Raw genomic sequence first — 21,070 nt, forward strand, 5'->3', positions numbered from 1 at the left:
CTGAAACAAAAAATAACAGTCACAGTTTCAGTCGCAGTAAACAGCCTGAAACTTGAAACCTGAAACCTGAAACAAAAAATAACAGTCGCAGTTTTCATTCGCAGTACACAAACCTGAAACCTGAAACAAAAAATAACAGTCACAGTTTTCAGTCGCAGTCCACAAACCTGAAACCTGAAACTTGAAACCTGAAACAAAAACAACAAAACAAACATGAGCAAAGTAGCCATTATAATGGGAAGTATCTCAGACATGCCAGTCATGCAGGATGCCATAGACATATTAAAACAATTTAATATTGAAACAGAAGTAGATATTGTTTCGGCGCACAGAACGCCGGAAAAACTATTCGATTTCAGTAAAAATGCGCATACCCGTGGAATTTCGGTCATTATTGCCGGAGCTGGTGGTGCTGCACATTTACCGGGAATGGTTGCTTCAATGTCACCACTTCCCGTAATTGGAGTTCCGGTAAAATCAAGCAATTCTATTGATGGATGGGATTCCGTTTTATCCATTCTTCAAATGCCGGGCGGTGTTCCTGTTGCTACTGTAGCGCTAAACGGAGCCAAGAATGCCGGAATATTAGCGGCACAAATCATAGGAAGCCATGATAAGACTGTTTTAGATACGATTATCTCCTACAAGGAAGAACTGAAAGCAGCGGTAAATAAAGCTGCCGAAGGATTGAAATAGTTTTCAGTTTTCAATAACAGTTTTCAGTGTAGACTATGATTGAAAAACAAACAGCAAAGGCTTCACATAATGTGAAGCCTTTGCTGTTTAAAATATGATCTCTTTTGAAATTAAACTTCATCTTCAATTTCTTCCAGAACAGACTCAAATTCATATTCCGTTATATCCTCTTTATTTATCCAGTTTTCTGAAGTAACCAAATTGTAATTGATATCATCTTCGGTTGTCAATTCCCAAATAATAGCTTCAGCTTCAGGAAACGGAATGTTTTGGGACATCTGATTTTCGAATAATCTTTTGATAAGATTTCTGTCAGACAAACCACTATTCAATAATTTTAATACGTTTTCGGCTGTCAGTTTTTGGCCTTCGCCATCCGTGGGTGTCATTGAAAAATGAACCACAGAAGCTTTTGCATTAGGAAATTTTCCGTTGTAGGCTTTAAAAAGCAATTGATTGACATGAAACAAACTACCCTGCATGTCAATTTCCGGATATTCCTCGCACACTTTATCAATTAACATATTGTGTGCTATCTGTTCTATTTGACCATCACCTAATCGATCAGCAAATTTATATTTCAATACTATTTCGGCAGCTTCATTAGGCTCATAATCAGAAATAGCCATTTGTAATAATTCCGGCAAACTACTTTTCTCGGCTGTTGCACCATCCGGATAATTGAATTTTTCCAATAACCGGACAAAATCTTCATCTGACCAGTATCCTTCCACTTCATTAACAGTATCGATACGCTTTATTATAATTTGATAGTTCATCCTTTATTTATTTTTATGATTGTTATGATTAGCCTTTTATAAGGCGTAATCCCATTTTTACAATTTAGGCTTTTTAAATCCGTTAAAGGAATAAATAACATATCTATAACATAATTTACTTCGGCTTTTATACCGAGAATCCATCTTGTTTAGTTCGCTGTGTTTTTATAAATTACTACCTTTGGAGTTCATAAATAAAGACTTCAATTAATAAAATAATCACATCATAATGAACGTTTTACTTTCAAAATTTACTACAAAACACGATACAGCACCTTTTTCACAAATTAAAATCGAAGATTATTTTCCTGCATTTCAGGAAGGAATAGCTTTGGCCAAAGCCGAAATTAACGCTATCGTTAACAATCCGGAAGCACCAACTTTTGAAAACACGGTTGTCGCAATGGATTTTTCGGGAGACATCCTCGATCGTCTTTCCAGTGTTTTTTTCAATTTGAATTCGGCGGAAACGAATGACGAAATGCAGAAAATTGCACAGGAAGTTTCTCCTCTATTATCTGAATTTGGAAATGACATTACGTTAAACGCGGCTTTATTTGCTAAAATAAAAACGGTTTACGATCAAAAAGAGCAGCTGAATTTAAATCCGGAACAAACTACCCTTTTAGATAAAAAGTACAAAAGCTTTTCCAGAAACGGGGCTAATTTACCGGAAGATAAAAAAGAGAAATTACGCGAAATCGACAAGGAATTATCTAAATTAAAATTACAATTTGAAGAGAATATCCTGGCGGAAACCAATGCTTTCGAATTGCATTTAACAGACGAAAAAGATTTAGCCGGTTTGCCTGAAGGAACCATTGAGGCAGCACGATTACTGGCTAAAAACCAGGAAAAAGAAGGCTGGATTTTCACATTGGACCACCCGAGTTATGTTCCGTTTCTGAACTACGCCGATAATCGCGAATTACGTAAAAAAATGGCGATTGCTTTTGGAGCCAGAGGATTTCAGCATAACGAATTCGATAATCAGGAAAATGTGCTGAAAATTGCCAAATTACGTTTCGAAAGAGCTAATTTGTTAGGGTATAAAACGCATGCCCATTTTGTTCTGGAAGAAAGAATGGCCGAAAGTCCGGAGAAAGTTTTCACTTTCCTGAATGATTTGCTGGCAAAAGCAAAACCTGCAGCTCAGAAGGAGTTTGCCCAATTAACGGCTTTCGCCAAAGAACTGGACGGAATTGAAGAATTGCAAAAATGGGATGGGGCCTATTATTCGGAGAAACTAAAACAACAGCTTTTTAATCTGGATGATGAAAAACTAAAACCTTATTTTCAGTTGGAAAAAGTATTAAACGGTGCTTTTACTGTTGCCAAAAAACTATACGGATTAAACTTCACAGAGGTTTTTGACATTGATAAATACCACGAAGAAGTGACCACTTACGAAGTAACCGATGCTCAAAACAATCTGGTTTCGATTTTCTACGCTGATTTCTTTCCACGAAAAGGAAAACGAAACGGTGCCTGGATGACCTCATTCAAATCACAAGCTATAAAAGACGGCGTAAACGAGAGACCTCATGTTTCGAATGTTTGTAATTTTACCAAACCAACAGAAACCAAACCATCCTTACTAACGTTTAATGAGGTGACCACCTTATTTCACGAATTCGGTCACGGTTTGCATGGAATGATGGCCAACACCACTTATCCAAGTTTATCGGGAACTTCGGTTTTCTGGGATTTTGTGGAATTGCCAAGTCAGATTATGGAAAACTGGTGTTACGAGCCGGAAGCTCTGGCTTTGTTTGCCAATCACTATGAAACCGGAGAAATCATTCCGATTGAATATGTTCAGAAAATCAAAGAAAGCGCCAGTTTCCAGGAAGGACTGGCTACTTTACGTCAGCTGAGTTTTGGATTACTGGATATGGCGTGGCACGGAAAGGATCCGACTCATATTACTGATCTTAAAACTTTCGAAACACAACAATTTGCCAATACACAATTGTATCCGGATGTAAAAGAGAATGCTATGAGCACTGCTTTTTCGCATATTTTTCAGGGAGGTTATTCTTCCGGATATTACAGTTACAAATGGGCTGAGGTTTTAGATGCGGATGCTTTTGAATATTTTCAGGAAAAAGGAATCTTCAATGCCGAAGTAGCAACGAAATTCAAAGAAAATGTACTTTCAAAAGGAGGGACAGAACATCCGATGGTATTGTACAAACGTTTCAGGGGTCAGGAACCAAAACCGGAAGCTTTGTTGAAACGTGCCGGATTGCTGTAATTATTCGATACCTTTGTTAATATCAAAACTATTGAAAGATAAAAATCTATATATAATTGCTGGTTGTAATGGTGCTGGAAAAACAACTGCTTCATATACGATCCTGCCTGAAATTCTGGACTGTAAAGAGTTTGTAAATGCTGATGAAATTGCAAAAGGATTATCTCCTTTTCAGCCTGAAAAAGTTAGTTTTGAAGCTGGCAGAATAATGCTTCATCGTATTGATGAATTATTACAAAAGGAAGCCGACTTTGCATTTGAGACAACTCTTTCTGCTAAAAGTTACATTTCAATTGTAAAAAAAGCCCAAAGCCAGGGTCATTTTGTAACATTAGTCTTCTTTTGGTTAAATTCTACCGAGCTTGCAAAACAGAGGGTATTAATCAGAGTAAGCGAAGGCGGACATAGCATTCCAGAAGATGTTATTGAACGAAGGTATGTGAGGGGAATTAAAAACTTCTTCAAAATTTATTTAAATGCATGTGATAATGTAATGCTTTTTGACAATTCTAATAAATCGCCTGTTCTAATTTTAGAAAAAGAAATTAGCGAGGAATCAGTTATTATTAAGGAAGATCTATTTAATGAAATAAAAAAAATACAACATGACAAAAGATAAAATCAAAGAATTACAAAATAAAATAGTTGAAGGCCTTAAGGTTTCTTCAAAAAAAATGATTGAAAACAAAAAGAAAATCAACGGAAGAATTGTTGTGTATGCTGATGGAAAAATTCAGACTATAAATGCAGTAGACATTAAAGAGTAAACTAAACACATTTTGAAAAAATACTTTAAAATCCTTTTTTATCTTTCCATTATTGGATTGATTTCAATTATTGCTGTGAATTGGTACGTAAAATCTTCGACCAAAAATCAAATTTATTATTCAATTAAAAAGTTCCCGAAAAACGATATCGGAATTATTTTTGGTGCCGGAATTAACGGAGATCAGCCAAGCAAATATTTAAAAGACAGACTTGATGCCGGAATTCTGTTATACAAGGCAAAAAGAATCAATAAAATTTTGCTTTCGGGTGATAATGGCCGCAATGAATATGATGAATTGACGGTCATGAAAAATTACTGCTACAGAAATGGTGTTGATACTACTAAAATATTCATTGATTATGCGGGTTTCGATACGTATTCAACAATGTACAGGGCAAAGCATATTTTTAAAATCAGGAAGGCAACTTTAATATCGCAGAAATATCATTTAAACCGGGCGATTTATATCGGGAAGAGTCTTGGAATAAAATCGGTTGGTTTTTCTGCTAACAAGGGTGAATACAGAGGTTATACATATGTTACTTTCAGAGAATATATTTCTATTTTCAAATCCTTTTTTGATGTTTTGCGAAATCGGGAACCGCATTTTTTAGGTCATCCGATCAACATAAATGGTCCCTCTAACTATTCTAAAGATGATAAAAGATAAGACTACAGCATAAAACCATTAATTTTAAGATAGATGGGATTTCCCTGTAAAATAAAAAACCAGTACTCATGTACTGGCTTTTTTTTTTAAACCAACAGGAATTGTAATTAACTTTTTCTTTTAACTTTCTTATTACCGGTATTTGCAGGCAGTGATATAATTTCATCAAAAACATGGCTTAAATCTCCTGGCTGTACCCCATTATTCTGATTGTGACAAGAGAAACAAGAGATAGCCGTGCTGTCGTTTGAAACTGTCGACGAAGGCTGAACATAAGTTTCCATCGTACTGTTGGATAGCTGTCCGGTTCCAATTGCATCTCCGGCAGGAATGGAATCATTAACTGCTCCGTACGGATAAACATTTCCGTTTGGTCCGGCACCGCCAAAAGTCCAGGTTGCTCCTATTAATAAATAATTCTTTCTGATATCATTTCCGACCAGCATGCTGCGAACGGCATTATTTATAGAGATGATCTCACTGTTAGAATCGGCCGGTGTTTTATCTTCTCCGTTTGGAACTGTGTTAGAGGCCACTCCCCAGGCCATAATTCTTCTCGCAGTCGGACTGTTAACCGATGGATCTTTAATCAAAATTGAATCGTGACCAACCGTCATATTCTGAATATTCTGAGGTCCGGTTGTATCATTGGCATTGGCATTAAAAAGCCATCCTTTACCCGTATCTGCTTTTACCTGTTTTATTTTATCATTTACATCTCTGTACGTGTAAGCGTCGTTTGGTGAATTTTTCTCATGCTCGAATGTTGCCCAGATCATTTCAGGATGCCCGGCGACACTACCTACAACATGCATTCCGACTAAGGCCAGTGTAGTGGTGGTTTCTCCATTTTCTACCCATGCATTTGGATTGGATTTATCGTAAGTCGGGATTACTGCTTTGATCGTTACATACGTTTCCGGATTTGGCAAGTCTTTCACTTCTACCCATGATGTTTTTAATTCCATGGCCAGTGCATCCGGATCCGGAGGTGTAGCCCAGCCTTTTGTTTTGGCATACGCAAGGATACTGTCTCTTGCAGCGGCCGTTGTTGGAAACTGATTTCCGTTTAATTTCCCCTCATTCACTCCGGTTAAAAAATAAGCGTACACGTCATTAACCATTGTGATGTAATATACCAATGATTTATTTTCACCCATTAAGGCTCCGTGGGAACCTGCCTGTCCTTGTTCTGATTGCACTTCTTTTCCAGTGGAATCAAGGAAAATAGATTTATTACCTACTTTAAATTGCTGTACCACTTCTGAAGGCTTGATTTTAGTGTCGATAACCGGTTTTGGATTTTTAATCACTTTTCCTTTGATGTCAAAAAAGGAATGTAAACCTGACGCATTCGCCACGATATGATCTACCTGAATCAGTTTATTAGATTCATCCTTAACTTTTTCATTACTTTTTTCAGCTTCAATTTCAAACATTTTCCCGGACTTATCAATCAGAACCGGAAGTCTGTGAGGTCCGCTTTGATTGATATTGCTTACGGCACGCAGCACCTGATTCGGTTTATGTTCGGTCAGTGTACGTTTGTTTAAGGAATCGGGCGGAGAAACGTTGTAAAAAACGGAAGATTCTAAAACTGTTCCTTTTCCATTATAGGCTGCCGAAGCAGGAGATGTAATCCACAAGAACATTTGTTCAGACCATTTATAGAAATCACAGTTGTTGTTATGCGGAAATGCAACGCTGTTTGCCGGTTCTACCAATCCGTTTTCAGTGATGGAACCTGAAGCAAACCACGACTTAAATTCAGACTCAGATACCGTACAGGTCTGTTTTACGTCCTGAGGCAGATATTCGGAATCATTAGAAGCCAGAAAGCCCTTTTCTTTTTTACATCCCAGAAACAGGATTATGATTACCATAAATGATACAGTAATAATTTTTGTGGTTGTTTTTTTCATTTTTTTATAGTTATGATTTGGTTGTTTTTGGTCAATCCCTTTCTGAAAACGCCTGCTTGGGGACTTAAGATGAAGTTTTAATCTATACGAGTTCCTCCTTAAAGCATTCTGATCGCCCAACCGCTTCGTTTTCGATCTGATAATTGTAGCAAGAAAAGCCTCCAATTCCATTCCATACATCATCTATAGCAAAGTGAGCATCAAAATCAGCTAAAAAAGAACCTTTTTCCAAAGGCGAGACAGACTGGTGGTATTGGCCTTGTAAGCTGACTACTTTTGTAAATTTTCCAAATCCGGTCTCATGGATTTTTCCTTTTACCTGAACAACGATATCACTTTCCAGCATATTGATACACTGGGTAATGACAACAGTCCCTTTCACAGCATTTTTCAAAAGCAAAACTTCTAAAGCAAATGAAGCGACCGGAGCACCTGGTATACTAGTATTTCCGATTGTACCTTTTACTAAATAATCATCTCCTAATAAATTTTCCATGACTCTTTGGTTTAAATTTTTCTTTGCTTTCATGTTTTTAAAAATCACATGAAAATTATTTTTCTTTTTTTACTTCTTTAATTCCTATCTCAAAACTAGATCAGACTTACCTTCATAAGTAAAAAAATGTCATAAGACGGGAATTTCCGTTCATGAAAGAGGTAAAAAATGTCATGGCCTGTTCCGGGAAAAACAAAGAATTAGGTTCAAAAATAAAGTTTCATTTATTTTTGAAAGTTTAAAAACTTTTACTTACATTTGATCTATGGAATTCAAAGAAGCAAAAAATAAATTCGTACAGACCTGGGGAGCACTGGGTTCCCAATGGGGTATCAATAAAACCATGGCGCAGATTCATGCTTTACTGATGGTTTCAAACGAACCTGTTTCTATGGAAGACATTATGGAAGAATTACAGATTTCACGCGGAAATGCCAGCATGAACCTGAGAGCCTTAATGGATTGGGGAATTGTTTATAAAGAGTACAAAGCCGGAGAAAGAAGAGAATTCTTTACTGCCGAAAAAGATTTAGACGAATTGGCTGTAAAAATCGCAAGGGAAAGAAGCAAAAGAGAAATTAAGCCCGCTCTTAAAATCCTGAAAGAAGTTTCCTCAATTGAAGCAAAAGAATCTTCCGAAGAAGAAAAACATTTTGTAGATCAGACTTCTAAATTATACGACTTTGTTTTAAAAGCCGATAATATGTTAGATAAAATGACAGAATTCAATGAAAACTGGTTAGGCCGTTTGGTTCTAAAAATTATGAAGTAAAAAAATTTAATTAAAACTTTCATTTTTTTCTGAAAGTTTAAAACAATCAATAATTATGAAAATTATAAAATACATCAACACATTTGCTATCGCGCTCCCCTTTTTAATTGTTGCAACCTATCCGATCTATAAAGAAGGTGCTCTAATATTTGCTATTATATCAACTATGGCGACGGGGTTTCTTCAATTTTCACTGGGAATAAAAATGCTGATTGACAATCCAGGAAACAAAAACCTGCAGCTGTATATTGCAGGGGTTGTAGCCTTCTTTGCACTTTGGCTGATCAATGTCTTAATAAGTTACAATGATTTTATAAACTTCATCCTTTTTCCAATTCCCTTGATTTTGGCTATTTACCTTTCTCTGTTAATTTATAAAAAAGAATAAAGGAATATTAAAGTTGAAATAAAAAACCACACATTATGAAAACGCTGCAAAACCAAACTTTACTCTATGACGAAGACTGTCCGCTGTGCCAGGTATACACAACAGGTTTTATAAAAGCAAAAATGTTAGACGAAAATGGCCGTAAATCTTATGGCCAACTGAGCGAAACCGAACAGGCTTTTGTAGATGTAAAACGTGCTTCAAACGAAATTGCCCTAATTGACAATCAAAACAAAACCGTGCTTTATGGCATTGACAGCCTCCTCAAAGTAATCGGGTTTTCTTTTCCCTTAATTGAAAAAATCGGGAACCTGAAACCTGTTAAGTTCTTTCTGAAAAAACTGTATTCATTTGTTTCCTACAATCGAAAAGTTATCATTCCGGGTAAAATCAATAAGGATCAAAAATTACAATGTGTTCCGGATTTCAACTACAAATACCGCTTTTTATTTATTGGTTTTGCAACTGTCATCACATCAGTAGTATTGTATCATTATGCTGCCTTACTTCCGGTTTTGCCACAAGCCGGCATCACCAGAGAAGTACTGATTGCGTTAGGGCAGCTCGTTTTTCAGAGTTTGTTTATGCTAAAAAAGGACAAAAAAACGATCCTGAATTATGCAGGAAACCTAATGACGGTTTCTCTAATGGGATCTTTATTGCTGCTTCCCCTGCTCGCGGTTCAGGCTGTTGTAAATGTTCCGGAAAATGTAATCTTGGCCTGGTTTGCCCTTACGGTTCTGATCATGTTTACGGAACATTTCAGAAGAATTAAAATACTGGAATTGCCTGCTTATCTTTGTCTGACATGGGTGGTATACCGAATTATTGTTTTACTGTTAATTTTGAATTTTTAGATCATGAAGAAACTTATCATCGCAGCAGGAACCGGTTTTTTGGGCCAAAGCCTGCTCACTCATTTCAAAGATAAATTTGAAGAAATCGTTGTTTTAACCAGAGGAAAATCAAAAGAAATTGACGGAATCAGATATGTAAACTGGAACGCCAAAACTTTTTCCGGTTGGGAAAAGGAATTGGAAAATGCGACCGTTTTAATAAATCTTGCCGGAAAATCTGTAGATTGCCGTTACACCAAAGAAAATAAAAAAGAGATTCTGTTATCCCGAATTGAAAGTACCAAAGTTTTGAATAAAGCGGTTTTGCAATGTGCCAATCCTCCAAAACACTGGCTGAACTCCTCCACTTCTACCATTTATCGTTTTTCTTTAGATAAGGAAATGGATGAGGTCGATGGTGAAATTGGAAATGATTTCTCTATGAATGTGGCACAATCCTGGGAAAAAGCATTCTTTAAAACCGAAACTCCAAATACTTTAAAAACGGCATTGCGAACTTCAATAGTTTTAGGAAAAAACGGCGGTGCCTTACTTCCGTTAAAAACGCTCGCAAAAATAGGTTTTGGCGGAAAACAGGGAAAAGGAAATCAGATGATAAGCTGGATTCACGAAGCCGATTTTGCCCGTGCTATTGCTTTCCTAATTGAAAAAGAAATAACAGGTGTTGTCAATATCGTATCTCCGAAACCAATTGAAAACAAAAATTTCATGTCACTGTTACGAAAAGCGATTGGGAGATCATTTGGAATTCCCATCAGTGAAACTGTATTGAAATTTGGATCTGCCATAATCAGGACAGAACCTGAGCTGGTCCTGAAAAGCCGAAATGTGATTCCGAAACGACTGCACGAAAATGGTTTTCAATTTGAATTTGACACTTTAGAAAAAACCTTAAAAGATCTCATCTAATGACTACAATACATTTGGTTACCCAAATAAATGCTTCAAAACAAATTACTTTTGATACGGCAAGAGATATTGATTTACATCAAAAATCGGCTGCTACATCTAATGAAAAAGCAATTGCCGGCATCACTTCAGGGTTAATTAACAAAAATGAAACCGTTACCTGGCGCGGCAAACATTTCGGTTTTTACCTCACCCATAAAAGCAGAATCTCTCAAATGGATTTGTACGATTATTTTCTGGATGAAATGGAAGAAGGAAAGTTCAAATCATTCCGTCATCAGCATTTTTTTGAAGAAAAAAACGGCATTACAATTATGAAAGACCATTTGCAATATGAAACACCTTATGGAATTTTCGGAAAATTATTTGACGTCTTATTCCTCGAAAAACACCTGACCAATTTTCTTTTGGCAAGAAATAAAATCTTGAAAGAGACCGCTGAGAAAAAACAGGAATAGATTATTTTATTTTTTTTAGGAAGACCAATAAAGGGGTTTTGCACGCAGATTTTGCGGATTTTAATAACTTGATTTGAATTGCCTCCAGCTTTAGCCGGAGGAAAAAAACAATAGAAAATTCATGGCTTTAGCCAAACTTTATCTTTCGGCTAAAGCTTAAATTTTATTCTAAAGAAACACAATCATCAGCCACCAGAAAATTGGTACGCTCTCTACCCAGAAAGAAGTGTAGTATTTAGATCGGTTTGGATTGGCAAACAGAATAAATAACATTAACGTCACCACCATGATCAAATTGATAATCAGGTCGTGAAGTGTAAAAGTCAATATTCCTAAAATCCAAAACGGAACCAACAGTGAAAATCCTAAGATTTTAGTTCGTTTCACGCCAATGGTCTGCGGAACCGTTTTTAAATGCGGATCGTCATTGGCCAGATCTAAAATCTCAAAAACCAGGATCAGCACAAAAACCAACACAAAACGCTGGATACATTTTATAAAAAAATTACCTGTAAACGGAATTTCAGCATTTACATAAGGTAATACCAGAGTCGCCCCCACCCAGCAAAGCGCTACGATATAAATTTTTACCCCGGCCCAGTTTCGGGCATTTTTTCGATTGGGAAAAAACGGAAGTGTATAAAGTGCCGTTATGGCAAATATTCCAAATGAAACGATCTGCGTAATTCGCTTTAGATGAAAAAAATAGTACGCGACCAAAATCAGGGAAATAAAACTTAAAACGGCAATAATTTTCAGCTGATTTCCAATCGGTTTTTTTTTGACCCGGACCAAAGCATCGTATTTAACAAAATTATACGCCACAATTGTTCCGAAAAAAACAAACAAGGCCATGGCTTCATCATATTGAATATGAAACACATGGAAAGTTAGCCGAACCAAAGCATAACACGATAAAGCCACGTGGATACTGCTGTTTAAATAAAAATCTAGCACCTGTTTTAGAAGTTTCATAGCTCAAATCTAATCAATTGGTAACAAATCAACTCTTTAGTTATAAATTTCATAAAAATTGAAGTTAAAAATACCTATTAAATTATTAATAATACTTAATTTTGCGCGACAAAAAAACAACACTTTTACAACTATATGAAAACAGATGCTTTTGCTTTAAGACACATTGGTCCAAGAGAAACAGATCTTCAACACATGTTACAAACAATTGGAGTTGAATCGATCGAACAACTTGTTTACGAAACCCTTCCAGATGACATTCGTTTAAAAGCACCTTTAAACTTAGATCCGGCGATGACGGAATACGAATTCGCAAATCATATTCAGGAATTAGGAAAGAAAAACAAAGTATTCAAATCGTATATTGGTTTGGGTTATCATCCAACTATCGTTCCGGCTCCAATTCAGAGAAATATCTTCGAAAATCCAGGATGGTATACTGCTTATACACCTTATCAGGCAGAAATTGCTCAGGGTCGTCTTGAAGCTATTTTAAATTTTCAGACTACTGTTATTGAATTAACCGGAATGGAAATTGCAAACGCTTCTTTACTTGATGAAGGAACTGCTGCTGCTGAAGCTATGGCTTTGTTATTTGATGTTCGTACACGCGACCAAAAGAAAAACAACATAAATAAATTCTTCGTTTCAGAAGAAATTTTACCTCAGACTTTATCTGTACTACAAACGCGTTCAACTCCGGTTGGAATTGAATTAGTGGTTGAAAACCACGAAACCTTTGATTTTTCAAATGAGTTTTTCGGAGCTATTTTACAATATCCCGGAAAATATGGTCAGGTAAATGATTATAATGCTTTTGTTGCTAAAGCAAAAGAAAACGAAATTAAAGTAGCTTTTGCTGCTGATATTTTATCATTAGCGGCTTTGACTTCTCCGGGAGAAATGGGAGCTGCAGTAGTTGTTGGAACTTCACAACGTTTTGGTGTACCAATGGGTTACGGTGGTCCTCACGCTGCTTTTTTTGCAACTAAAGATGAGTACAAAAGATCCATGCCGGGTCGTATCATCGGAGTTTCTATCGATGTAAACGGAAATCGTGCCTTACGTATGGCGTTAGGAACTCGCGAGCAGCACATTAAACGTGAAAAAGCAACTTCAAACATTTGCACCGCTCAGGTTTTATTAGCGGTTATGGCCGGAATGTATGCAGTTTACCACGGACCAAAAGGATTGCAATACATTGCAAACAAAGTGCACGCATCAGCGGTCACGACTGCTGAAGCTTTAAATAAATTAGGAGTTTTCCAAACCAATACGGCTTACTTTGATACTATTTTGGTAAAAGCAGATGCTCAAAAAGTAAAAGCTATTGCAGAGAAAAACGAAGTAAACTTCTTCTATGCTGATGCCGATACAATTTCGATTTCGTTAAACGAAACCACTTCAATTGCCGACATCAACCAAATTATTGCCATTTTTGCTGAAGCTTTAGGAAAAGAAACTGTTACTGTTGCTGAATTAGCGACTGCAAGTCAGTTACCGGCTTCATTAGAAAGAACATCACCTTTCTTAACGCATGATGTATTCAACAATCATCATTCTGAAAGTCAGATCATGCGTTACATCAAAAAATTAGAGCGTAAAGATTTATCGCTGAATCATTCGATGATTTCATTGGGTTCTTGTACGATGAAATTAAACGCAGCTTCAGAAATGCTGCCTTTATCAATGCCAAACTGGAACAGCATTCACCCGTTTGCACCAGTTGAGCAAGCCGAAGGTTACATCACAATGCTTAAAAAATTAGAAGAGCAATTAAATGTAATTACAGGATTTGCCGGTACAACATTACAGCCTAACTCCGGAGCTCAGGGAGAATATGCAGGTTTAATGGCGATTCGTGCTTACCATTTATCAAGAAACGAAAGTCACCGTAATGTATGTTTGATTCCTTCATCTGCTCACGGAACAAATCCTGCTTCTGCAGCAATGGCCGGAATGAAAATCATTGTTACTAAAACTACTCCGGAAGGAAATATTGATGTCGAAGATTTGAGAGAAAAAGCGATTGAGCATAAAGATGACTTATCTTGTTTAATGGTAACGTATCCTTCTACTCACGGAGTTTTCGAATCTTCAATAATTGAAATCACTAAATTAATCCACGACAATGGCGGATTAGTCTATATGGATGGTGCCAATATGAACGCGCAGGTTGGATTAACAAATCCTGCTACAATTGGTGCTGATGTTTGTCACTTAAACTTACACAAAACATTCGCTATTCCTCACGGTGGAGGCGGACCTGGAGTTGGCCCAATCTGTGTAAACGAAAAACTGGTGCCATTTTTACCAACAAACCCAATCTTAAAAGTTGGTGGTGAGCAAGCGATTACAGCTATTTCATCTGCACCTTACGGATCAGCTTTAGTATGTTTAATTTCTTACGGCTACATCACCATGATGGGAGCTGAAGGATTAAAAAGCGCTACAGAGCATGCTATTTTGAATGCTAACTACATGAAAGCCCGTTTCGAAGGGCACTACCCAATTCTGTATACAGGAGAATGCGGAAGAGCGGCTCACGAAATGATTTTAGATTGTCGTGCATTTAAAGAAAACGGAATTGAAGTTGGTGATATCGCGAAACGTTTAATGGATTACGGTTTCCATGCGCCAACGGTTTCTTTCCCTGTTGCAGGGACTCTAATGATCGAACCAACTGAATCTGAAGATTTGGCAGAATTAGATCGTTTTTGTGATGCTCTTATTTCAATTAGAAAAGAGATCGAAGCTGCAACAGCCGATGATAAAAACAACGTATTGAAAAATGCACCTCACACATTAGCAATGTTAACTACTGATAACTGGGCTTTCCCTTACACCAGAGAAAAAGCAGCTTATCCGTTAGAGTACATCGCTGAAAATAAATTCTGGCCATCAGTGCGTCGTGTAGATGATGCTTATGGTGACAGAAACTTAATCTGCAGCTGTGCTCCTATTGAAGCTTATATGGAAAACTAAGAAATAACTTTCTCATTCATATCCAGACCCGACAGGCTTTAAAACCTGTCGGGTTTATTTTTGTTTCAGGTTTCATGTTTCATGTTAGCTTGAAACCTGAAACTTTTTTAATCTCCACAAAACCTGAAACTTGAAACCTTAACCAAAAAAAACTTTCTCCACTACTTTCATTTCAAACGTTTGAAATCTCGGTAAAACTTAAAATTCATTAAAAAATAAACAATATATTCCACAAAAAATTATTATTTCATAATTATATGCATGCATAGTATTTTTTATGATGTTTATCATGATTTTATTTATAATTTAGCAATAAATTTACCGGATAATCGAGGAATAATGAAAATAAAAATAATAGGCATAGGAAGTTATATTCCAAATAAAGAAGTAAGCAATACTGATTTTGGGGATCATGTTTTTTTGAATGAGGATGGAACTGCTTTCGCTTACCCTAACGAAGTTGTAATTAAAAAATTTAAAGGTATTACCGGAATCGAAAATCGCCGTTATGCCGAAGACCACCATACTTCCTCAGATTTAGCCTATTTTGCTGCTGAAAGAGCAATTGAAAATGCTAAAATCGATCGTGAAACTTTAGATTACATTATTTTCGCCCATAATTTTGGCGATGTAAAATCCGGAACACATCAAACCGATATTCTTCCGAGTTTAGCAACCCGTGTTAAAAATAAACTGGACATTAAAAACCCTAAATGTGTCGCTTACGATATTCTTTTCGGATGTCCGGGCTGGATTGAAGGTGTCCTTCAGGCCAATGCCTTTATCAAATCCGGAATGGCAAAGAGAGTTCTGGTAATCGGCGCTGAAACCCTTTCGAGAGTTGTTGATGATCACGATCGTGATTCCATGATTTATTCGGATGGTGCAGGTGCTTCGGTTTTAGAAGCCTCTGATGATGAAGCAGGATTATTATCGTACGAAAGCGCTACTTTCGCTAACGAGGAAGCTAATTTCCTATACTTCGGAAAATCATACAATCCTGATTTGGATCCGGATATCAAATACATCAAAATGTATGGCCGTAAAATTTACGAGTTTGCTTTAAGTCAGGTACCATGTGCTATGAAAGAATGTCTTGACAAAAGCGGAATCGGAATTGAAGAAGTCAAGAAAATCCTGATTCACCAGGCCAACGAAAAAATGGACGAGGCAATTGTGGCCCGTTTTTATAAATTATACGACAAGACGCCGCCTGAAAATATTATGCCAATGAGTATCCATGATTTAGGGAACAGCAGCGTCGCGACAGTACCTACGCTATTTGATTTGCTGATACAGGGCAAATTGGAAAATCATGAAATCAACAAAGGTGACGTTGTTATTTTTGCTTCTGTCGGAGCAGGAATGAATGTGAATGCTTTTGTATACCGCTATTAATAGTTTGCAGTCGCAGTTTGAGCAGGCTGAATATTGGGACTGAAAACTGTGACTGAATACCGTGACTGAAAACTAAAAAAAAGTCCGCATTTTAAAATGCGGACTTTTTAGTATATTTGCGCCTTTGCTGTTAAAAAATATAAGATGTACGAAAAAACGTTTCCGAATAAAAGATTCAAACTTACTTTAGAATTTTTACAAAAACATATCAACACCTCAGAATCTATTTTAGATTTAGGAGTAGAAAATCCTTTTTCCAAAATCATGAAAGAGGCCGGATTTTCAGTAAAAAATACTACCGGAGAAGATTTAGATTTAAACCAGGATGTTTTTAAAACTGAAAAAACAACTGTCGTAACAGCTTTTGAAATTTTCGAGCATTTATTAAATCCATTCACGATTTTAACCGAAATCAAATCCGACAAGCTTTTAATTTCAATTCCGATGCGCCTTTGGTTTTCTCCGGCATACCGCAGTAAAACAGATATGTGGGACAGGCATTACCACGAATTTGAAGACTGGCAGTTAGACTGGCTTCTGGAAAAAACAGGCTGGAAAATTATCGACAGGCAAAAATGGACCAATCCGGTAAAAAAATTTGGTCTTCGTCCGCTTTTGAGAAGTTTTACAAACAGATACTATATTGTTTACGCTGAAAAAATATAATTCAAATTCCAAAAAATAAATTCCAAATTCCAATTTTTACCAATTAATGGTTCAAATTGGAATTTGGAATTTTAGAAAACTGGGATTTAATTTAAAAATTTATGAGATATTACATCGTCATTCCCGCGCACAACGAGCAGGATTTAATTGGCCTGACCTTACAATCTTTGGTTTCCCAAACAGTTTTACCCGCAAAAGTTGTTGTTGTAAATGACAATTCGACTGATAAAACAGAAGAAATTGTATTGGGGTTTGCTAAAGAAAATCCGTTTATTTCTGTTGTCAACAAAACGTCAGATGCCATTCACATGCCCGGAAGCAAAGTAATTCAGGCTTTTCAGAAAGGTTTTGAAACACTGGATTCTAACTACGATATTATTGTAAAAATAGATGGCGATTTAATTTTTCCTTCCAATTATTTTGAGAACATAATCAGACATTTTGAATCCGATCCGAAAATTGGAATGGCGGGAGGTTTTTGTTATATCGAAAAGAATGGCGAATGGGTTTTAGAAAACCTGACCGATAAAGATCATATTCGCGGTGCATTAAAAGCGTACCGTGCAGCTACTTTTCAGCAAATTGGAGGCTTAAAACCTGCCATGGGCTGGGACACGGTAGACGAATTACTTTGTAAATATTACGGCTGGAAAGTAGTGACAGATACTTCTTTGCACGTCAAACACCTTAAACCAACAGGGGCAAATTACAACAAAACAGCCCGTTACAAACAAGGAGAGGCCTTTTATACTCTTGGTTACGGTTTTTGGATTACAGCAATTGCCTCAGCAAAACTGGCGATGATGAAGAAAAAACCATTTCTCTTTTTTGATTATATCAAAGGATTTTGGAAAGCCAAAAATGCCAAAACACCTTTATTAGTTACACCGGAACAGGCAAAATTTATTAGAAATTATCGTTTGCAGAAAATGAAAGAAAAGTTAATTTGACCTCGAAACGGCCGAAAATACTTAACTCATAACCCAAAACTCATAACTTCTTTTTACCTTAGCCAATATTTGTAAAAACTATGATGCTCATTCGTTATTTATCCCAAATAGGAAGATATTTTTTAATGCTGAAGGAAATTTTCAACAAACAGACCAAATGGCCTGTCATGAAAAATCTAATCCTGAAAGAAATAGACGATTTAATTATTGACTCCCTGGGAATTGTTTGTTTTATCTCTTTCTTTATCGGAGGAGTTGTAGCCATTCAGACGGCGCTAAATTTAACTAATCCGTTAATTCCAAAATACTTAATTGGTTTTGCCACACGTCAGTCGGTAATCCTGGAGTTTGCCCCTACTTTTATTTCCGTTATTATGGCTGGAAAAATGGGGTCTTACATCACTTCGAGTATCGGAACCATGCGTGTTACCGAACAGATTGATGCTTTGGAAGTTATGGGTGTTAATTCCCTGAACTATCTTGTTTTTCCAAAAATAATTGCCTTATTAATGTATCCTTTCGTCATCGGAATCAGTATGTTTTTGGGTGTTTTCGGTGGATGGCTAGCTTGTGCATACGGCGGATTTTCAACCAGTCAGGACTTTATTCAGGGAGCTCAGATGGAGTTTATCCCTTTTCATATCACCTATGCTTTTATCAAAACTTTAATTTTCGCCATGTTATTAGCGACAATCCCTTCTTTTCATGGCTATTATATGAAAGGTGGAGCCCTTGAAGTGGGTAAGGCAAGTACAGTATCGTTTGTGTGGACATCGGTTTGTATTATTCTTTTCAATTATATATTAACGCAACTATTATTAGGATAATGATTGAAGTAAAAAACGTAGAAAAATCATTTGCGGACAGTAAGGTTTTAAAAGGTGTTTCGACAGTTTTTGAAACTGGAAAAACCAACCTGATTATTGGACAAAGTGGATCCGGAAAAACAGTTTTGTTAAAAACATTATTGGGAATTCATACACCGGACTCCGGCACTATTGAGTTTGACGGACGTGTTTATTCTGAATTGGAGCCCGATGAAAAAAGAGAATTAAGAACTGAAATCGGAATGGTTTTTCAGGGAAGCGCGCTATTCGATTCAATGACTGTTGCAGAAAACGTAGCTTTCCCGTTAAGAATGTTTACCCACGACAATAAAGCAAAAATTAAGGAGCGTGTTGATTTTGTCCTCGAAAGAGTAAATTTAGTAGACGCTCATCAAAAATTACCTTCGGAGATTTCAGGTGGTATGCAGAAACGTGTGGCCATTGCGCGAGCTATCGTAAACAATCCAAAATACCTGTTTTGTGATGAGCCTAACTCCGGTCTGGATCCAAACACTTCTACTTTGATTGATAACCTTATTAAGGAAATTACCGAAGAATACAATATCACCACCGTAATCAATACGCACGATATGAACTCAGTAATGGAAATTGGTGAAAATATTGTTTTCCTGAAAAAAGGACTAAAGGCCTGGCAGGGAACCAAAGAAGAAATCTTCAGAACAGATAACAAAGACATTGTGAAATTTGTATACTCTTCTAATTTGTTCAAAAAAGTAAGAGAAGCGTATTTGAAGGGATAGAATATTTTGAAATTACAATACTGAAAATTCCAAATTCCAAGCTTTAAATCCTAATAAAAAAATTCCAAATCCCAATTTAGACAGTTGGAATTTGGAATTTTTTTTATTGGAATTTTATGCCTTTAATTGGAATTTTTAATCAGTTCCACTTCAGCATTCGGATTAAAAAGATAAGTTCTGCCTGAACTTAATTCGATGCATTCGAAACGTTTCGTGCGAACGGCCAGTTTCTTGAATATTTTACCGTTCTTAATTCTGAAAACGCTTCCGTACGGGATCTCAAAAACATAGCTTTTATCGTTTTGCGCATCGTACTGTTTTAACGCGAGAGACAAAGTAGTGTCCGTATCGCTACTGGCAGATGGATTTTTAAAATGTCTCGCCAACAATGGCAATAAACCGCCCGGAAAGATCTCCGGACGTATAAAAGGCACCATCATTCGCTGGAACGTATGTTTCCATTCATTTCCGTGCGGCTTGATGTTTCTTCCAAACTTTTCAAACGCTACCAGATGTGAAATTTCATGAATCAGCGTAATCAAAAAACGATATTTGTTTAAACTGGCATTTACCGTGATTTCATGTTTGCCACTAGGTCCCCTTCTGTAATCGCCATGACGCGTCTGGCGCTCATTTACGATTTTCAGATGAACCTGGTTGGCCACAATCAAATCAAAAACAGGCTTTACAGCATGTTCCGGTATATATCTTGCTAAAGTTTCGTTCAATTTTTGAAGTTAAAAGTTGTTTGTAAAAAGTTAAAGGTTAAAGTTTTTTGTCTGAAATTGGAATTTGGAATTTGAAATTTTTAAAATTGGTATTTAGTTAAGGGTTCGTTGAAGAGACTTCCAAAACTTTCCCATTAAAATACTTATTCCCATTAAGCGTAAAATCATAAATATAAGTGGCCATTCCCTCTGCGGAAATCGGTGCCTGATAGCCGGGGAAAGCTTCCTGAAGCATTTCGGTCTGAACAGAACCCAATGCTAAAACATTAAATGAAATCCCTTTCTCTTTGTATTCTTCAGCCAATAATTCGCTTAGGGTAATCACAGCCCCTTTACTGGAACTGTAAGCGGCTAAACCGGCAAATTTCAGGCTTCCGCGCACGCCGCCAATGGAACTGATCGTTACCACGTGACTTCCTTTCTGAAGATAAGGCAGGCAAATTCTGGTAAGATTGGCCACGGCAAAAACATTGACTTTGTAAATACTTTCAAAATCAGCCTGGGTGGTTTCTGCAAAAGGTTTCAAAAGCAAAGCCCCTGCATTATGCACTACCGCATCTACATTTTTCCAGGCAGAAGAAAGGAAATCTTCTATCTTATATAATTCTGATTCGTTTGATAAATCGACAGACAGACAGGTTACATTTTCATGTTCTAAAAGCGCCTGAGGTATTTTTCTTGAAATAGCCAGGACCTTATTTCCGGCATTTGCAAACTGCAGGGCCAATTCATAACCGATGCCTCTGCTCGTTCCTGTTATAATAATATTTTTCATGAAGCAAAAATAAGCAAAACGCTCAAAAAGAA

Annotated in this window: 22 protein-coding genes; 16 read left to right on the forward strand and 6 right to left on the reverse strand. The window is 36.7% G+C overall.

Annotated features, from left to right (window positions below):
- Positions 1–213: 213 nt before the first annotated feature.
- Positions 214–696, forward strand: coding sequence for a 5-(carboxyamino)imidazole ribonucleotide mutase (gene purE / locus D0817_RS11670; RefSeq protein WP_127338546.1), 483 nt, complete (start codon positions 214–216; stop codon positions 694–696).
- A gap of 110 nt (positions 697–806) precedes the next feature.
- On the opposite strand, the gene D0817_RS11675 is transcribed toward purE, so the two are convergent.
- Positions 807–1,475, reverse strand: a complete 669-nt coding sequence (locus D0817_RS11675) for a hypothetical protein (RefSeq protein ID WP_127338547.1) — start codon at positions 1,473–1,475, stop codon at positions 807–809.
- Between the two features lie 229 nt (positions 1,476–1,704).
- On the opposite strand from D0817_RS11675, the gene D0817_RS11680 reads away from it, so the two are divergent.
- The 4 genes from D0817_RS11680 to D0817_RS11690 are packed head-to-tail and all read left to right on the forward strand — an operon-like array spanning position 1,705 to position 5,171.
- On the forward strand, positions 1,705–3,732 hold the full coding sequence (locus D0817_RS11680; RefSeq protein ID WP_127338548.1) for a M3 family metallopeptidase: 2,028 nt from the start codon (positions 1,705–1,707) through the stop codon (positions 3,730–3,732).
- A 31-nt stretch (positions 3,733–3,763) separates the two neighbouring features.
- Positions 3,764–4,351 carry an ATPase gene (locus D0817_RS11685; protein WP_127338549.1) on the forward strand — a complete coding sequence of 196 codons (588 nt, stop codon included), beginning with the start codon at positions 3,764–3,766 and terminating at the stop codon, positions 4,349–4,351.
- A complete protein-coding gene (locus tag D0817_RS25670) occupies positions 4,338–4,499 on the forward strand; it encodes a DUF8506 family protein (protein ID WP_161568429.1) in 162 nt (53 codons plus the stop codon). The genes D0817_RS11685 and D0817_RS25670 overlap by 14 nt, the downstream gene beginning before the upstream one ends.
- Positions 4,500–4,511: 12 nt before the next feature.
- On the forward strand, positions 4,512–5,171 hold the full coding sequence (locus tag D0817_RS11690; protein ID WP_127338550.1) for a SanA/YdcF family protein: 660 nt from the start codon (positions 4,512–4,514) through the stop codon (positions 5,169–5,171).
- A 107-nt stretch (positions 5,172–5,278) separates the two neighbouring features.
- Here D0817_RS11690 and D0817_RS11695 read toward each other — a convergent pair whose 3' ends face one another.
- Both D0817_RS11695 and D0817_RS11700 read right to left on the reverse strand, forming a co-directional pair.
- Positions 5,279–7,093: a hypothetical protein gene (locus tag D0817_RS11695; RefSeq protein ID WP_127338551.1), complete on the reverse strand. Its 1,815-nt coding sequence runs from the start codon at positions 7,091–7,093 to the stop codon at positions 5,279–5,281.
- An 82-nt stretch (positions 7,094–7,175) separates the two neighbouring features.
- Positions 7,176–7,589: a DUF1842 domain-containing protein gene (locus tag D0817_RS11700; protein ID WP_127338552.1), complete on the reverse strand. Its 414-nt coding sequence runs from the start codon at positions 7,587–7,589 to the stop codon at positions 7,176–7,178.
- Positions 7,590–7,854: 265 nt separating this feature from the next.
- On the opposite strand from D0817_RS11700, the gene D0817_RS11705 reads away from it, so the two are divergent.
- The 5 genes from D0817_RS11705 to D0817_RS11725 are packed head-to-tail and all read left to right on the forward strand — an operon-like array spanning position 7,855 to position 10,973.
- Complete coding sequence (locus D0817_RS11705; protein WP_127338553.1) at positions 7,855–8,361, forward strand: GbsR/MarR family transcriptional regulator; 507 nt, start codon at positions 7,855–7,857, stop codon at positions 8,359–8,361.
- Positions 8,362–8,416: 55 nt separating this feature from the next.
- A complete protein-coding gene (locus D0817_RS11710; protein ID WP_127338554.1) occupies positions 8,417–8,749 on the forward strand; it encodes a hypothetical protein in 333 nt (110 codons plus the stop codon).
- Positions 8,750–8,784: 35 nt separating this feature from the next.
- Positions 8,785–9,606 (forward strand): thiol-disulfide oxidoreductase DCC family protein, encoded by an 822-nt coding sequence (locus tag D0817_RS11715; protein WP_127338555.1) that lies wholly within the window; start codon positions 8,785–8,787, stop codon positions 9,604–9,606.
- Between the two features lie 3 nt (positions 9,607–9,609).
- A complete protein-coding gene (locus D0817_RS11720; protein ID WP_127338556.1) occupies positions 9,610–10,515 on the forward strand; it encodes a TIGR01777 family oxidoreductase in 906 nt (301 codons plus the stop codon).
- Positions 10,515–10,973: an SRPBCC family protein gene (locus tag D0817_RS11725; RefSeq protein WP_127338557.1), complete on the forward strand. Its 459-nt coding sequence runs from the start codon at positions 10,515–10,517 to the stop codon at positions 10,971–10,973. The genes D0817_RS11720 and D0817_RS11725 overlap by 1 nt, the downstream gene beginning before the upstream one ends.
- A gap of 168 nt (positions 10,974–11,141) precedes the next feature.
- Here D0817_RS11725 and D0817_RS11730 read toward each other — a convergent pair whose 3' ends face one another.
- A complete protein-coding gene (locus tag D0817_RS11730; RefSeq protein WP_127338558.1) occupies positions 11,142–11,948 on the reverse strand; it encodes a UbiA prenyltransferase family protein in 807 nt (268 codons plus the stop codon).
- Between the two features lie 135 nt (positions 11,949–12,083).
- Here D0817_RS11730 and gcvP point away from each other — a divergent pair, with 135 nt between their 5' ends.
- The 6 genes from gcvP to D0817_RS11760 all read left to right on the forward strand — a co-directional run bounded on the left by gcvP (position 12,084) and on the right by D0817_RS11760 (position 19,535).
- Entirely contained in the window at positions 12,084–14,933 is a 2,850-nt protein-coding gene (gene gcvP / locus D0817_RS11735; protein WP_127338559.1) for an aminomethyl-transferring glycine dehydrogenase, read from the forward strand.
- 339 nt (positions 14,934–15,272) lie between these two features.
- Positions 15,273–16,331, forward strand: coding sequence for a 3-oxoacyl-ACP synthase III family protein (locus tag D0817_RS11740; protein WP_127338560.1), 1,059 nt, complete (start codon positions 15,273–15,275; stop codon positions 16,329–16,331).
- Positions 16,332–16,475: 144 nt separating this feature from the next.
- Positions 16,476–16,997 carry a class I SAM-dependent methyltransferase gene (locus tag D0817_RS11745; protein ID WP_127338561.1) on the forward strand — a complete coding sequence of 174 codons (522 nt, stop codon included), beginning with the start codon at positions 16,476–16,478 and terminating at the stop codon, positions 16,995–16,997.
- Positions 16,998–17,098: 101 nt separating this feature from the next.
- Positions 17,099–17,947, forward strand: coding sequence for a glycosyltransferase family 2 protein (locus D0817_RS11750; protein WP_127338562.1), 849 nt, complete (start codon positions 17,099–17,101; stop codon positions 17,945–17,947).
- Between the two features lie 80 nt (positions 17,948–18,027).
- Positions 18,028–18,774 carry an MlaE family ABC transporter permease gene (locus tag D0817_RS11755; protein WP_127338563.1) on the forward strand — a complete coding sequence of 249 codons (747 nt, stop codon included), beginning with the start codon at positions 18,028–18,030 and terminating at the stop codon, positions 18,772–18,774.
- Positions 18,774–19,535 (forward strand): ABC transporter ATP-binding protein, encoded by a 762-nt coding sequence (locus tag D0817_RS11760; RefSeq protein ID WP_127338564.1) that lies wholly within the window; start codon positions 18,774–18,776, stop codon positions 19,533–19,535. Before D0817_RS11755 ends, D0817_RS11760 begins: the two co-directional genes overlap by 1 nt.
- Before the next feature lie 122 nt (positions 19,536–19,657).
- Here D0817_RS11760 and D0817_RS11765 read toward each other — a convergent pair whose 3' ends face one another.
- Positions 19,658–20,263, reverse strand: coding sequence for a SprT-like domain-containing protein (locus D0817_RS11765; RefSeq protein WP_127338565.1), 606 nt, complete (start codon positions 20,261–20,263; stop codon positions 19,658–19,660).
- A gap of 97 nt (positions 20,264–20,360) precedes the next feature.
- Positions 20,361–21,038 carry an SDR family NAD(P)-dependent oxidoreductase gene (locus D0817_RS11770; protein ID WP_127338566.1) on the reverse strand — a complete coding sequence of 226 codons (678 nt, stop codon included), beginning with the start codon at positions 21,036–21,038 and terminating at the stop codon, positions 20,361–20,363.
- Positions 21,039–21,070: the final 32 nt, after the last annotated feature.

Source organism: Flavobacterium cupreum (genome assembly GCF_003996965.1).
Taxonomy (GTDB): domain Bacteria; phylum Bacteroidota; class Bacteroidia; order Flavobacteriales; family Flavobacteriaceae; genus Flavobacterium; species Flavobacterium cupreum.